The organism is uncultured Succiniclasticum sp., assembly GCF_902793885.1.
GTDB lineage: Bacteria > Bacillota > Negativicutes > Acidaminococcales > Acidaminococcaceae > Succiniclasticum.
In genome coordinates this window covers 21,039-34,456 of sequence record NZ_CADBFF010000027.1, presented here as the reverse complement: position 1 = coordinate 34,456, position 13,418 = coordinate 21,039, and the positions used below count along the sequence as shown (strand labels likewise).

Genomic DNA, 13,418 nt, shown 5'->3' with positions numbered 1-13,418 from the left:
GCAAATCGCTTGTATAAAGACAGAGTATTTAAATTTATTTTTGGAAATCCTGAGAACAAAGAGTGGACGTTGTCACTGTACAACGCCGTGAACGGATCGAACTACAGCAACCCGGACGATATCCAGTTCAACACCATCGAGGACGCGGTGTACATGAGTATGAAGAACGACGTGTCGTTTATCATACTGGATGAGATGAACCTGTGGGAGCATCAGAGCAGTTTCAATCCCAATATGCCGATGCGTTTTCTGACGTATGGTACGCAGTTGTATGAAAAGTTCACTGCAACAAGCGGGTATTATAAGTTCAGCAGAAAGCTTCAACGTTTACCGAAACCGCATTGTATCTGTTTTTACAACGGAACCGAGGAGCAGCCGGAGCAGCAAGTACTGAAACTCAGCGACGCGTTCGGCGGGGAAGGCGACATTGAAGTCAAGGTGAAGATGCTCAATGTGAATTACGGAAAGAACCGGGCGTTGATGGAGACTTGTCAGCCGCTGCGTGAGTACGCGTGGCTGGTGGATAGGGTTCGGGAGCACCAGCGTGTGATGCAGAACCTGGAAGCGGCGGTGGACGCTTCGATTGATGAAATGCCGTACAGTTTTGTAATCAGAACGCTGATAGAGGCACACAGGGCGGGGGTGAAGAAGATGTTCCTTACCGAGTATGATGAAGAGAAAATGAAAGAGCAGGAACGCAAGGAAGCATTTGCGGATGGTGTCGCTGAAGCGAATGAAAGAATGGCAGTAGATATGCTTAGGGACGGAGAACCTCTCGCAAAAATCTTGAGGTACAGCAGACTTTCTGAGGAATATATCCGCAAACTCGCCAAGTCCCTCGGTGTGGCGGTGATGTAAGAATGGAGGAATTGATACGTGACCTGGGAAATAGATTTGAGCATAATTCAGGAAGATGCAGAGAAGAAGGGCATCGCTTTAGGTGAAAAACAAAATGCTCTTGCAAATGCCAAAGCCCTGAAAAAGCAGGGCAAGCTGACTGATGCGGAAATCTGCGAAGTGACGAAGGTTCCACTGCAGGTTGTAGCAGCGATGCCGGCGGTTTAACACTAACGGGTAAATTAGAATAATACGATTTTATAAAATAATAATGTAGATTGGATATGCTTCTGCAGTGCCTGTCAGAAATGGCAGGCACTTTTTATTTCCGCGCAAAAGGAGTTTGTAAAAGACCCTCTTTGCATTACCGCTTATGAGCAGAATCAGCGTTTACATAAAAAAGCACAAAGCTATTGGCGTAGCTCTGTGCTTTTAAATTTCGATATTTCCTGAAACGCTTAACGTGTCGATTTAACTTCATCCATGCAGCCGCTCAGCTTTGCGTTCCAGATTCGTTCAAACAAATAGGCGGCGCCGCGGATGCCGCAAAGGGGCGAGTCGGTGGCGATGATTTCGTGATAGGCGGGCAGCACGATGTTGCAATTCACGAAGGGTTTCTTTAAACGTACGAGACGGCTTGCTTCCAGAGAAGAACCCATTACCAGACCGCCGCTCCAGTTTTCAAAGGTTTCTTTCATGGCCCCGTCGTCTTTACCTGCAATGCAGATTTTAGTGGCAGCTTGAGGACGCAACGCTGTGTCCTGGGTAAAATGGATCACCAGATTGCCTGTGTCGGCCCATTCGTCCCGGACTGCTTCGGCGATGCCTGCCGCTTCCGAAGGCGGCGCGGCGATGAGAATGTTGTCGAACCACAGAGGTCCCCACAGGGACTGCATGTTACTGCTGCGGAACTGCAGCCGCGTGTTGACGGTTTCCGCTTCCTGCCGTATTGCTTCCCTGTTTTTGGCGGGCAGAGTGGCATTAATTGTATCCAGCCAGCGTAACGTTCCCTGAATACCGTAAGGCATGCCAACGGAAAGGTAAGGCGTGCCAAATGCTGCTTGCAGTTCTTTGGCCGCTTTCAGGGCCAGCTCGTCGCGCAAAACCAAATTCAAATCCGCCTTGGGCAGCTGCATGATTTCGTTCCAGGCAGAACCACCGCCGGGAATGGCATTGATACGATATCCCGCCGTTTCCAGAATGCGGCGGATTTCTTTTATGTCTTCTTCGCCCCGAAAGTAGGTAGGGGAAAGACCTAAGAGGTTGACGGAGGGTTTGCAGTCAATGGCTTCGGGAGTTAAATTTCCACTTTCCTTTGCTTCGACAGCTTTTTTTGAGTTTGCTTCTGAAACATCAGCCAAATCACGTTTACCGTTTGCGTTCTTCTTCACTTCTGCAATCACCCGAAGCAGCGCAATCTCATATCCTTCCGCAAAATCACCGGCAATGCCGCCGCAGTCCGCTGCGTAAACGGGGCAGGGAAGTTCGGCTTTGGCCGCAATGCCGGCAATGTCGTCGCCTACTAGACTAACGCTGCAGTTATTCAAGATGAAGATACGCTCCGGCGTAAAGTTTGCTTTTACAAAATCCAGGCCGGCCAGCAGGTCTTTTTCCGTTCCGTAGACCAGCGCGTTGCCTTCCGGCTGGGTGCAGTGGAAACGCCGCAGGGCGGAGGCATCGTAATCCTCTACATATTTCATGGCGTAGAAGTAACACCAGAGAGGTCCGTTGATCAACATGAAACTGCCGGGGATGGCGTCGAAAAACGCGGAAGCACCGGTGAGGGCACAGGTGGACATGTGGTGGCAGGAGGTTTTGAAGTCGTTGTCACGCATATGCTATTCCTCCTTTGCGTAGTGGGAGAGTGAAGGAACAAAGGCAGAAAAGCATTTGTTTCTGTCTATGCATACGCGATCCCTCCTTTGTTTCCGTAACGGCACAGTAACCGGTAAATGGTGCGCATCACAATGAGCTCGCCGTCGGTTCCGGCCAGGGGAACCATGGGGATAAAGAACTGCTTCACCGGATTGTCGGGCAGTTCGTCTGTGGTCAGCAGCACGTCTGCCTGTTCCAGACAGTCTGTATAGTTGCCGTCGGCGATAAGCGGAATGTCCGGCAGCTTTGCGGACTTTTTCCAGTCTTCCACAGCGGCAATGACCGCATCTCGTTCTTCGTCCGTCAGTTTATCGTACAGGATTACAGCCGACAGTTCCATCTGCATACGCTGCATGGTGTTTAATGTTTCCGCCGGGTTGTACCAGCGGGGGCCGCGGCCGATGCCCAGCACCGATTTTTTGTTTTGGGTCACGGGCAAAATGGTTTTTACATACTCCTTAAGCCGTTCTTCTTCCTGCCGGATCACGGTTTCACCTTTTGCTTCGTCTTTCACAAATTCCGCAATCTTGCGAAGCCATGTGCAGGTGTTCTGCCAGCCTACGGGGTACACGTCCCGGATGGAAGGCGTGCCAAACCGTTCCGCCCAGGCGGCGGCTGTCTTTTCCAGACCGCCCTGGGTCTGTCCCGCATAATTCAGCGGAATGAGCAGGGAAGCGGTGGACAGTTCGCTCCACTCTGCAAAGGGAACATAACCGGGGAACTGCCATTTCACGTCCAACTCAAAATACGCAAGCAGCCGTTTTACTTCCCGGGCGTACTGTCCGCAGGGTCCCATCTGGTCGCCGAACAGGAGGACGCGGCCAGGTACTTTCGGCTGTGGTTGTATAAAGCGATCCATAATCAGCCGTACGGTCTGAAAATAGCCGTCAGAGTATTCGCCGCCCAGAAAGCCGCCGTAGGGGACGCAGAGGACCGGGATACCGTATTCTGCTTCCGCGTCTTCCGCTTCCTGTTCCACATCGTCCCCGATGACGCCCGCAACGCAGGACGTGGCAATGATCAGGCATTTGGGCTGCCAGGTTTTCATGACGTGGGCGATACAGCCTCGCAGTTTTTCCACGCCGCCAAAGATGCTGTCCTTTTCCTGCAGGTTGGAGGAGAGCAGAGGCACTGCATCTATATTTTCGTTCTGGTGATCGCCGATGATGCGGTACTGGGCGCCCAGGTCCATCAGCGTCGCCACGTGGGCGCAGCCCAACGGGCTGTGGAAGATGACCACACAGCCGTCGCAGAAGCTCACTGCACGCCATACGCCGGGCATGGTGCAGCTGCAGGATTTATTCTTTGTAAAAAGCCATTTGGTGGCTAATTTGTTTTTCTGTTCTTTCTTGTTTTCGTTCGCCATTTTTGTTTTATCTTTCATTTGACGGTTTTTCATTTTTGCGCTTTCACACGTTTCGATAAAACGATGCTGCGTTTTGTAATTTCATTTAGTTTCCGTTCCAAACTGCACCGCCAGTTCTTCCAGCTCTTCAAACGCCAGGGGCGTGGGAATGTTCAGCTCCGTATTATTCCAGATTGTTTCCGCCAACCCTTTATATACGTCGGCCTGCTCACTATCCGGTGCAAACTGCAGCACCGTCTGCCGCCGGTTCTCTGCAACATTTACAATTCTGTCCCGGGGCACGAATGCAACAAGATGCGTGTTCAGTTTTTCCGCAAATGCTTTCAGCAGTTCTTTTTCCCCCGGCGTGTTGCGGCTGTTGCCGATGATACCCGCCAGCCGTACCGAACCGCGGGAGGCAAACCGTCGGATGCCTTTGGCAATGTTATTGGCGGCATACAGACTCATGAGTTCGCCGGAAGAAATGATGTAAATTTCTTCCGCGTAGCCTTCCCGGATGGGCATGGCGAAACCGCCGCAGACTACGTCTCCCAGCACATCGTAGAGGGTTACGTCCATAGGCGGGACGGCTTTCAGTTTATCCAGCAGCTGCAGGGCTACGATGATACCCCGTCCCGCACAGCCCACGCCGGGTTCCGGGCCGCCCGCTTCCACGCAGGTGATGCCGTTGTAACCGGTGTGAACGATATCCTCTGCTTTTATGCTGTCCATGTCTGAGGTACGGACTTTATCCAGCACCGTTTCCCTGCAGATGTGACCCAGCAGCAGGCGGGTGGAATCGTTCTTGGGGTCGCAGCCAATCTGGCAGACCTGTCTGCCCTGCAGGCTGAGCGCTGCCGCAACGTTGGCGGCGGTGGTGGATTTGCCGATGCCACCCTTGCCATAAAATGCGATTTTTTTCATAACGCCTCCGCGATTATTAAGAATTTGTCTCAATACATTTCTGTTTCAACTATTATAGCACAACTGCGTTCCAAATTTGAAGGTGGAAGACTGGATTGTCAGGTGAACTTCAGCCTGTACAGATACGGCGGAAAGTACCGCGCCATGACTGGGGTTGCGAAAAAACTTCGGTCATTGGGATGACCCAAAGCATATTACGGGGTACGGGCTATATAAAAAACGCCTGCTGCGTGCAGGCGTTTGTTGTTGTAAGGGCTATTTCTTCTTGGCTTTCTTTTCTTTCTTTGCGGTTTTAGCTGTTTCTTTTTTTGCTTTTACTTCTACTTTAGCGGCGGCTTCTGAAGCTTTTGCTTCGGCCTTTTTGGCTTTGGCTTCTTCTTTAGCGGCAGCCTTTTCGGCTTCCTTTTTTGCTTTCTCTTCCGCTTTGGCGGCTTTGGCCATTTCTTTTTCCGCTTTCTTTTTGGCCTTGGCTTCTTCTTTCGCTGCGGCTGCGGCTGCTTTGGCTTCCGCCGCTGCTTTTTCTTTTGCAATCTTGCGGAGCTCGGTTACCGGCACCCCGCCGATGCCCCAGTTATCCATATCCACTTCGTCGATGGTTACCACCAGTGTCTTTGTGTTTTTGTGAAGCACATCGGCCAGCAGTTTGGTAGCGCCTTCAATGAGCTGGCGTTTTTGTTCCGGAGTGACGTTACCTTCTTTTGTAATCTTGATGTTTACATAAGGCATGATACAAAATCTCCTCTCGAAATAGAAATGACATTTTGGAAAAATCGCATCGGTCCGATCATGCGGCGATGCAAAAATAAAAAGAAAAAACAGTTGGTTTTTACTTTCATATATTTTATAATATTTTTGCAAGAATAGCTACAGAAATTTTAAAAATACATGAAGTTTTCTAAAAGGAGAGAGAATGAAATGTCCGGCGGTTTGGGGAAGATGCTGATCCAGTTGGGGATCGTTCTGATTATTGCAGGCGTGGTCATTCATGTTGGCGGCAAGTTCCTGCCTTTCGGGAATCTGCCGGGGGATATCCACGTGGAAGGCAGGCATGGCAGTTTTTATTTTCCCTGGGTAAGCTGTATCGTCATCAGCATTGTATTGAGTCTGCTGGCGCATCTGTTCCGATGAAAGCGAGGTCGTAACATGTTTGGTTCATTGTTTGGAAAAAAGAAAGATACGTTTGCCAGTCCCTTTACCGGAACGCTTTGTTCGATTACGGAAACGCCGGACGAAGCGTTTGCAGAGAAGATGAACGGGGACGGCTTTATGGTGCAGCCTGCTGACGGCGATGTGTTCGCCCCTGCGGACAGCACGGTGAATTTTGTTTTTGAAACGAAACACGCCATGGGTCTGACTACAAAAGACGGCAGGGAGTACATGCTGCATATCGGCATTGATACGGTCAATCTGAAAGGCAACGGTTTTACCGTATTTGTGAAAGACGGGCAGGAAGTGAAGAAGGGGGATAAGCTGATGACCTTTGACACGGCGTATGTGAAAGCCAATGCTCCCTCCGATGCCTGTCTCTGCGTATTCACCGACTTGCCGGAAGGCAAAGAGGTAGCGCTGCTGAAATCGGGAAAGGTAAAAGCGCTGGAAGACGCTGTGGAGATTTTGTAAGACCGGGTACAGTTTGGAACTGGCTGACGTAGAAGATAGGCGAAACACGTTGCTTGCGTTGGCACGAATCATGGATACAGAGGAAGAGGAAAGGAATGAAGTACAAAGCCATCATTTTTGATTTGGACGGCACGTTGCTGGATACGCTGACGGATCTGGCGGAAGGAACGAATTACGCGTTGCGCGTGAACGGATTCCCGGAGCGTACGATCGATGAGATCCGCCGTTTTGTTGGCAACGGGGCCCGCAAACTGGTTGAGCGGGCTGTGCCGGACGGACAGGTGGAAGCGGCCCTGGAGCAGGTCCGTCAGGACTTTAATGTTTACTACAAGGTTCATTGTAAAGACCATACGGGACCGTATCCCGGTATCATGGAGATGCTGCAGAGTTTGGTTAAGGCTGGTTACACGCTGGGCGTAGTTTCCAACAAACCGGATTTTGCGGTGCAGGAACTGATCCCCGAATATTTTCCGGGCATCTTTGCTTCGGTATCCGGGGAGCGTCAGGGGGTAGCCAAAAAGCCCGCGCCGGATCTGATCTGGGAAGCAATGAAAAACCTGCGGGCTGACAGTTCGGATGCCATTTATGTGGGGGATTCGGAAGTGGATCTGGAAGCGTCGGCCAATGCGGGCATTCCCTGTATCAGCGTGGCCTGGGGCTTTAAGGGGCGGAAGTTCCTGGAAGAACAGCAGGCGGAAATGATCATTGAGACGCCGGCAGAGATTTTTCACTATTTGTAAGAGCGTCAGCAGAAGTTATCAACATCACGGGGTCGCGCAGTAGCAACACCATTGTTCCCGTGAATTGCGCAAAACATAATAACGATGGTTTTGCTGATGCGAATGCAAACTCGTTGAATCAGCGTTTCCATATATGTAAAATTGTGGTAAAATAAACATTACGGCGACAGGCCGTCAGGAAACGAAGTCTTTACGTTTCCTGCATTATATTTTATTTGCCGGAGAGCAAAGGAGAGGGGCAGAACGATGCGTATTGTAGTCACTGTTGTAGGAAAGGATAAGGTTGGCATCATTGCCAAAGTTACCAATATACTTGCCAATAATCAGGTCAACGTCCTGAATATCAACCAGAATATTATGGACGGCTTCTTTAACATGGTTCTGATTGCGGATATGACGGATTCCAAAATGAGCATTAAGTCATTGAAAGAGCATCTGGACAGGCTGTCGGAAGAAATCGGTCTGGAGATTCGCGTGCAGAGTGAAGATATCTTCACTGCTATGCACCAGATTTAAGCGGAGGGTTCGTCATGTCAGTGTTAACTTTTAATGATGTGTTGGAAACCACGCAGATGATCACGCACCACAACCTGGATGTGCGTACCATCACCATGGGCATCAGCCTCCGGGACTGCGGGCATCCGGATGTGAAAGTCTGCGCGGATAAAATCTATGACAAAATTACGAAAAAAGCAGAAAAGCTGGTGCAGACTGGGGAAGATATTGAATCCGACCTGGGCGTGCCGATCATCAATAAACGTATTTCCGTAACGCCGATCTCCATGGTGGGCGAAAGCTGTGATACCAATGATTATGTGCCCCTGGCCAAAGCGTTGGACAAAGCAGCCCATGAAGTGGGGGTAAACTTTATCGGCGGCTTCAGCGCGCTAGTGGACAAAGGCTATACCAAAGGCGACCGGAACCTGATCGCTTCCATTCCGGAAGCGCTGGCCACAACGGAAGTGGTCTGCTCTTCTGTCAACGTCGGTTCAACCAAGGCCGGCATCAATATGGACGCGGTGGCGGAGATGGGCCGCGTGGTGAAAGAGACTGCGGAAAAGACGGCGGCCAATGACGCCATAGGCTGCGCGAAGCTGGTGGTGTTCTGTAATGCGGTAAACGATAATCCTTTTATGGCCGGCGCCTTCCATGGCGTAACGGAACCGGAATCCGTAGTCAGCGTAGGCGTCAGCGGACCCGGCGTGGTAAAACACGCATTGGAAGCCGTCCGTGGCCAGGATATCGGCGCGGTGGCGGAAGTAATCAAACGTACGGCGTTCAAAATTACCCGGGTAGGACAGCTGGTGGCCCAGGAAGCAGCGAAACGGCTGAACACACAGTTCGGCATCATCGACCTGTCGCTGGCGCCCACGCCGGCAGTCGGCGACTCGGTAGCCCATATTTTAGAAGAAATCGGTCTGGAAAGCTGCGGCGGCCCAGGTACTACGGCAACCCTTGCCATGCTGAACGACGCGGTGAAAAAGGGCGGGCTGATGGCGTCCAGCTATGTGGGCGGTCTGTCCGGCGCCTTTATTCCCGTCAGCGAGGACGCGGGCATGATAGCGGCGGTAGAACGCGGCAGCCTGTGCCTGGAAAAACTGGAAGCCATGACCTGCGTCTGCTCCGTTGGTCTGGACATGATCGCCATTCCCGGCGACACTACGGCAGAAACCATTGCGGCCATTATTGCAGACGAATCCGCTATCGGCATGATCAACAACAAGACCACGGCGGTGCGCGTCATTCCCGTTCCGGGGAAAGGCGTGGGCGAGACTGTGGAATTCGGCGGTCTGTTGGGACATGCGCCCATCATGGCAGTCAGCCGGTTTAAGGCGGATACTTTCATTGCGCGGGGAGGCCGTATTCCGGCTCCGGTGCGCAGCCTGACGAACTGATACGCTTAGTATCCATAAAATAAGTTGATGCCCGGATTGATGTCACCTTTACATTGCGACCCTAACGCTTCGGCTGTGCCTTGCGTTGCGTCGTCTGCTGTATCGTATTGCAGCCTGACCGGAGAGGAATGTTTTTATACAACAGTTCCTCGCGCCCTTCGGGGGAAGGGTCGCTGCGTGCAGGCGACATCGATCCGGGCTGTTATTTTCAGGGTGAAACAACATGAGAAAAAAGGATAAACAGGCCATCATTGATGCACTGGAAAAACGGTACAACGGAATCGGCACGGCGCTGCATTACAATTCTCCCTTTGAATTGCTGTGCGCCGTCATCATGTCGGCCCAATGTACGGACGAACGGATCAATAAAATTACAGCCCGCATTTTCCCGCGGTTGAACACGCCGGAGAAGATGGGGGCGTTGACCCAGGAACAACTGGAAGAGGAAATCCGTGACTGCGGTCTGTATCGGGCCAAAGCCAAAAACCTGCTGGGCATGTGCCATATGCTGACGGAAGAATTCGGCGGCGTGATTCCCAAAGACATTCCGACTCTGATGAAACTGCCGGGAGTAGGGCGGAAAACAGCGGACGTAATCGCCAGTGTGATTTACAAAGTGCCGGCCATTGCCGTGGACACCCATGTGTTCCGCACCTCCCACCGTCTGGGACTTTCGGACGCAAAAACACCGGAAGCCACGGAACTGGACCTCCAAAAACTGATACCCAAAACCAAGTGGGCGGATTCCCATCACTGGTTCATCTGGCACGGACGTCTAACCTGCAAAGCACGCAAGCCCTTGTGCGATGAGTGCGTATGCCTGCAGCTTTGTCCGTTCAAAGAAAAGAATCTGATAAATGAAAAAGATAAAAAGTAATATTGCAACCGATAAGGCGACGCTAAACCGTTCGCATTTGCTATTTCATGGGCTCATTTGCCTGTGGCTTCGAAACTCGGGCTTCGCCCTCAGACAGTCTCGCCACAACGGCAAATTTCACCTCATGAAATTACGCAAACACTCACGATGTTTTGCTTACGCCTTACCAGTCACTATATTCTCTTTTTTCATTTTTATATTTTGATTATTACAGGGGGTGCTTATTTGCAACCGGAAAAAATACTAAAAGCATGGTTCGGTTACGACAGCTTCCGCCCCGGCCAGCGGGAAGTGGTGGATACGATTCTCAGCGGCAGGGACTGCCTGGCCATATTGCCAACCGGCGCGGGAAAATCCGTGTGTTTCCAGGTACCCGCCCTGATGCAGACGGGACTGACCTATGTTATTTCACCGCTCATTTCCCTGATGGAAGACCAGGTGGCCCATCTGCAGGCGAACAACATACCGGCTGTCTGTATCAACAGCGGTATGAGTAAGCATACTTACAATGAAGTCATGTATGATATTCATACCGGTGTTTATAAACTGCTCTACCTTTCTCCGGAACGGCTGCAGAATGAATGGTTTATCCGCTTTGCCTTAAAGAATCCGCCGGTTTTTGTGGTAGTGGATGAAGCCCATTGCGTCTCCCAGTGGGGACATGATTTCCGACCTTCTTACCTGCAGATACGGGCGTTCGTGGAACAGCTGCCGAAGCGTCCTTTGTATGCAGCCTTTACCGCCACAGCTACGCCCCGGGTGCGGAAGGATATCATCAACAGTCTGGGGCTTGCGGATCCGGCGGTGATCCTCCGCAGCTTTGACCGCCCCAATCTGTTTTTTGTAAAAAAGTCCCCGGCTGATAAAGACAGGGCGCTGCTGGATGAATTGAAAAAGGTAAAAGGAAAAAGCGGCATCGTGTACTGTTCTACCCATCAGCATGTGGAACGGTGTTTCCGGTTACTGCGGCAGCACGGATACAGTGCTGCCCGCTATCATGCCGGACTGTCTGTGGGAGAACGGACGGCAACACAGGCTGCGTTTATAAACGGTCAGGTGCAGATTATTGTTGCTACCAGCGCGTTTGGCATGGGTGTAGATAAGTCCGATATTGCTTTCGTCATCAATTACAATATGCCACAGAGCTTGGAAGAATATTATCAGGAAGCGGGGAGGGCGGGGCGTAACGGGGCGGATGCACGCTGCACCCTGTTCTACAGCGGTGAAGACCTGCGAATCGGAAAGGCTCTGGCACAGCAGCAGGAAAAACCGGAAGGGGCGTTGCAGCTCCTCGCGGCCATGTGGGATTACTGTCATCATGACGGATGTCTGCGTAACTATATTTTGCGCTATTTTGGGGAAACGCGCATGGAAAACTGCGGAAAGTGCAGTTACTGTTGTGAGTCGGGCTGGTGGAAACAGTTCACAGATTTTTTCCGAAATTAACCGGATACCCGCAGGTAATTTTGCAGGAAAAACAGAGTGAACAGAGAATAAAATAAATTAGAATAGTCTAATGAAGGCAAACTGCCTGTTTGCCTAGGGATCGTTTAAGAGAAAACTGTTTAAAGATACGCTGTTCAGGAGGTTGTATTTATGAAGCTGACTTTTTTAGGCGCGGCGCGGACTGTAACAGGATCCTGTTATTTACTGGAAGTCAACGGGAAAAAGATGCTGGTGGACTGCGGCATGTTCCAGGGCTCGAAATCTATCAAAGCGTTTAATGAAAGACCGTTTGCCTTTAATCCTGCGGAAATCGACGCGATGGTATTGACCCATGCCCATGTGGACCACAGCGGATTGATTCCCCGGCTGGTAAAGGAAGGCTTTAAAGGCCGCGTTCACTGCACAAAATCCACACAGCAGTTGTGTACGATCCTGTTGCCGGACAGTGCCCATATCCAGGAATCCGATGCGGAGTTTGCCAACCGTAAAGGTCTCCGGGCAGGGAAATCAGAGGTACTGCCAATCTTTACGGTAGACGATGCCTATACGGCGCTGCAGCATTTTTACGTGCACAATTTTGAGGAGACCTTTGAGGTGATTCCGGGCGTGACGGCAAAGCTCCGGGTGGCCGGCCATATCCTGGGCAGCGCTACCGTGTATCTTGTCATTGAAGAGAATGGGAAAAAGACGACCATGATCTTTTCCGGCGACGTGGGACAGCCGAAACAGCCTATCGTGGAAGATCCTTCCGTCCTGTCGGGCGCGGATTTCATTATTACGGAATCCACCTACGGGAACCGGAAACATAAAGCCTATGACAAAGAAGAAGAACTGGCGAGAATCATCAATGAAACCGTAGAACGGGGCGGTAATGTAGTTATCCCTGCGTTTGCGGTGGGGCGTACCCAGGTATTGCTGTATTATTTCCAGAAGCTGACACAGGAAGGGAAAATCCCGGACGTGCCGATTTACGTTGACAGTCCGCTGGCAACGAAAGCGACGGGAATCACCCTGGCCAATAAAGAAGAATATGACGAAGAGACCCGGGCGCTTGTGGAATTTCAGGGGGACCGGCTCTTTGCCATGAAGAATGTGCATTTTACGCCTACGCCGGATGAATCGCGCATGATCAACGGCATCGAAGGCCCCAAGATTATTTTATCGGCCAGCGGCATGGCGGACGCAGGGCGTATACTGCATCATCTGAAGCATAATCTGTGGCGCCCGGAATGTACGGTGGTCTTTGCGGGGTATCAGGCCGAAGGAACCATGGGTCGTAACCTGATCGACGGGGTCAAAAAGGTTAAAATTATGGGCGAGACCATCCATGTGGCTGCTCAGATTGTCAATATGACCGGATTTTCCGCCCACGCTGATAAGGAACAGCTCATAGACTGGTATAAGAAAATGCCGCAGAAGCCCAAAATTTTCTTCGTGACCCACGGGGAGTTTGACGCAGCCAGCGAACTGTCCAAAGATTTGCAGATGCAGATGGGAACGGCGGTTTATGTTCCCAAATACGGTGACAGCGTGGCCATAGACGGAGCGGATTATGTGATTGAAGCGGCGCCTGAAGTGGAAACGCTGCCGGAAGTTGCGGAACTGCAGGATTCGATTACTGCGATAGAGCGGAATTATATGCAGTACCGGAACAAGATGGAACAGATTGCCCTGCGCGACAGTGCCAAAGCAGACCAGATGCGGAAGAAGCTGGAAAAGGTACGCCGCTATATGGACGAGATGTTGGGCAACCTGTAGTGTATTTGCTAATCGTTCGCACACGGAGGACAAACATCTCTAATTTTCGTAGAAATGTAAACAAAATGTGAAAAAAATGATTGACATTTGAAAACTGCCTT

Annotated in this window: 13 protein-coding genes and 1 pseudogene; 10 read left to right on the top strand and 4 right to left on the bottom strand. The window is 51.1% G+C overall.

All coding sequences use genetic code 11. The features are described 5' to 3' along the window. Together QZV31_RS11375 and QZV31_RS11370 are read left to right on the top strand one after the other, a co-directional pair. Nucleotides 1-858: hypothetical protein (locus QZV31_RS11375; RefSeq protein ID WP_295360700.1), on the top strand; the 858-nt coding region annotated here is incomplete at its 5' end. Between the two features lie 18 nt (nt 859-876). Further along, nucleotides 877-1,065 (top strand): hypothetical protein, encoded by a 189-nt coding sequence (locus QZV31_RS11370; RefSeq protein ID WP_093730443.1) that lies wholly within the window; start codon nt 877-879, stop codon nt 1,063-1,065. A gap of 230 nt (nt 1,066-1,295) precedes the next feature. Here the strand turns inward: QZV31_RS11370 and QZV31_RS11365 are convergent, their stop codons facing one another. From QZV31_RS11365 to QZV31_RS13010, 4 genes and pseudogenes are all read right to left on the bottom strand, one after another. Then, complete coding sequence (locus QZV31_RS11365) at nt 1,296-2,672, bottom strand: nitrogenase component 1 (protein WP_295360697.1); 1,377 nt, start codon at nt 2,670-2,672, stop codon at nt 1,296-1,298. A gap of 65 nt (nt 2,673-2,737) precedes the next feature. Next, complete coding sequence (locus QZV31_RS11360) at nt 2,738-4,111, bottom strand: nitrogenase component 1 (protein WP_295360695.1); 1,374 nt, start codon at nt 4,109-4,111, stop codon at nt 2,738-2,740. Between the two features lie 48 nt (nt 4,112-4,159). Next, entirely contained in the window at nt 4,160-4,981 is an 822-nt protein-coding gene (locus QZV31_RS11355; protein ID WP_295360693.1) for a nitrogenase iron protein NifH, read from the bottom strand. 522 nt (nt 4,982-5,503) lie between these two features. Beyond that, a pseudogene (locus QZV31_RS13010) lies at nt 5,504-5,707 on the bottom strand (4-oxalocrotonate tautomerase family protein); the annotation flags it as partial. A gap of 189 nt (nt 5,708-5,896) precedes the next feature. On the opposite strand from QZV31_RS13010, the gene QZV31_RS11345 reads away from it, so the two are divergent. From QZV31_RS11345 to QZV31_RS11310, 8 genes are all read left to right on the top strand, one after another. Beyond that, complete coding sequence (locus QZV31_RS11345; protein WP_295360689.1) at nt 5,897-6,109, top strand: DUF2905 domain-containing protein; 213 nt, start codon at nt 5,897-5,899, stop codon at nt 6,107-6,109. A 15-nt stretch (nt 6,110-6,124) separates the two neighbouring features. Beyond that, complete coding sequence (locus tag QZV31_RS11340; RefSeq protein ID WP_295360687.1) at nt 6,125-6,601, top strand: PTS glucose transporter subunit IIA; 477 nt, start codon at nt 6,125-6,127, stop codon at nt 6,599-6,601. 95 nt (nt 6,602-6,696) lie between these two features. Continuing rightward, the gene (locus tag QZV31_RS11335; RefSeq protein WP_295360685.1) at nt 6,697-7,341 is read left to right on the top strand and encodes an HAD-IIIA family hydrolase; all 645 of its coding nucleotides are present in this window, start codon (nt 6,697-6,699) and stop codon (nt 7,339-7,341) included. 246 nt (nt 7,342-7,587) lie between these two features. After that, nucleotides 7,588-7,857 carry an ACT domain-containing protein gene (locus tag QZV31_RS11330; protein WP_093730449.1) on the top strand — a complete coding sequence of 90 codons (270 nt, stop codon included), beginning with the start codon at nt 7,588-7,590 and terminating at the stop codon, nt 7,855-7,857. A 20-nt stretch (nt 7,858-7,877) separates the two neighbouring features. After that, nucleotides 7,878-9,236, top strand: coding sequence for a PFL family protein (locus tag QZV31_RS11325; protein ID WP_295360702.1), 1,359 nt, complete (start codon nt 7,878-7,880; stop codon nt 9,234-9,236). 223 nt (nt 9,237-9,459) lie between these two features. Then, complete coding sequence (gene nth, locus QZV31_RS11320; RefSeq protein ID WP_295360682.1) at nt 9,460-10,113, top strand: endonuclease III; 654 nt, start codon at nt 9,460-9,462, stop codon at nt 10,111-10,113. A 225-nt stretch (nt 10,114-10,338) separates the two neighbouring features. Further along, nucleotides 10,339-11,559 (top strand): ATP-dependent DNA helicase RecQ, encoded by a 1,221-nt coding sequence (locus QZV31_RS11315; protein WP_295360680.1) that lies wholly within the window; start codon nt 10,339-10,341, stop codon nt 11,557-11,559. Nucleotides 11,560-11,709: 150 nt separating this feature from the next. Then, complete coding sequence (locus QZV31_RS11310) at nt 11,710-13,317, top strand: MBL fold metallo-hydrolase RNA specificity domain-containing protein (protein ID WP_295360678.1); 1,608 nt, start codon at nt 11,710-11,712, stop codon at nt 13,315-13,317. Nucleotides 13,318-13,418: the final 101 nt, after the last annotated feature.

Excerpts from the sequence above, each read along its gene's own strand:
- QZV31_RS11365 (WP_295360697.1), bottom strand. The coding sequence starts at position 2,672 with ATGCGTGACAACGACTTCAAAACCTCCTGCCACCACATGTCCACCTGT.
- QZV31_RS11360 (WP_295360695.1), bottom strand. The coding sequence starts at position 4,111 with ATGAAAAACCGTCAAATGAAAGATAAAACAAAAATGGCGAACGAAAAC.
- QZV31_RS11355 (WP_295360693.1), bottom strand. The coding sequence starts at position 4,981 with ATGAAAAAAATCGCATTTTATGGCAAGGGTGGCATCGGCAAATCCACC.
- QZV31_RS11345 (WP_295360689.1), top strand. The coding sequence starts at position 5,897 with ATGTCCGGCGGTTTGGGGAAGATGCTGATCCAGTTGGGGATCGTTCTG.
- QZV31_RS11340 (WP_295360687.1), top strand. The coding sequence starts at position 6,125 with ATGTTTGGTTCATTGTTTGGAAAAAAGAAAGATACGTTTGCCAGTCCC.
- QZV31_RS11335 (WP_295360685.1), top strand. The coding sequence starts at position 6,697 with ATGAAGTACAAAGCCATCATTTTTGATTTGGACGGCACGTTGCTGGAT.
- QZV31_RS11330 (WP_093730449.1), top strand. The coding sequence starts at position 7,588 with ATGCGTATTGTAGTCACTGTTGTAGGAAAGGATAAGGTTGGCATCATT.
- nth (WP_295360682.1), top strand. The coding sequence starts at position 9,460 with ATGAGAAAAAAGGATAAACAGGCCATCATTGATGCACTGGAAAAACGG.
- QZV31_RS11310 (WP_295360678.1), top strand. The coding sequence starts at position 11,710 with ATGAAGCTGACTTTTTTAGGCGCGGCGCGGACTGTAACAGGATCCTGT.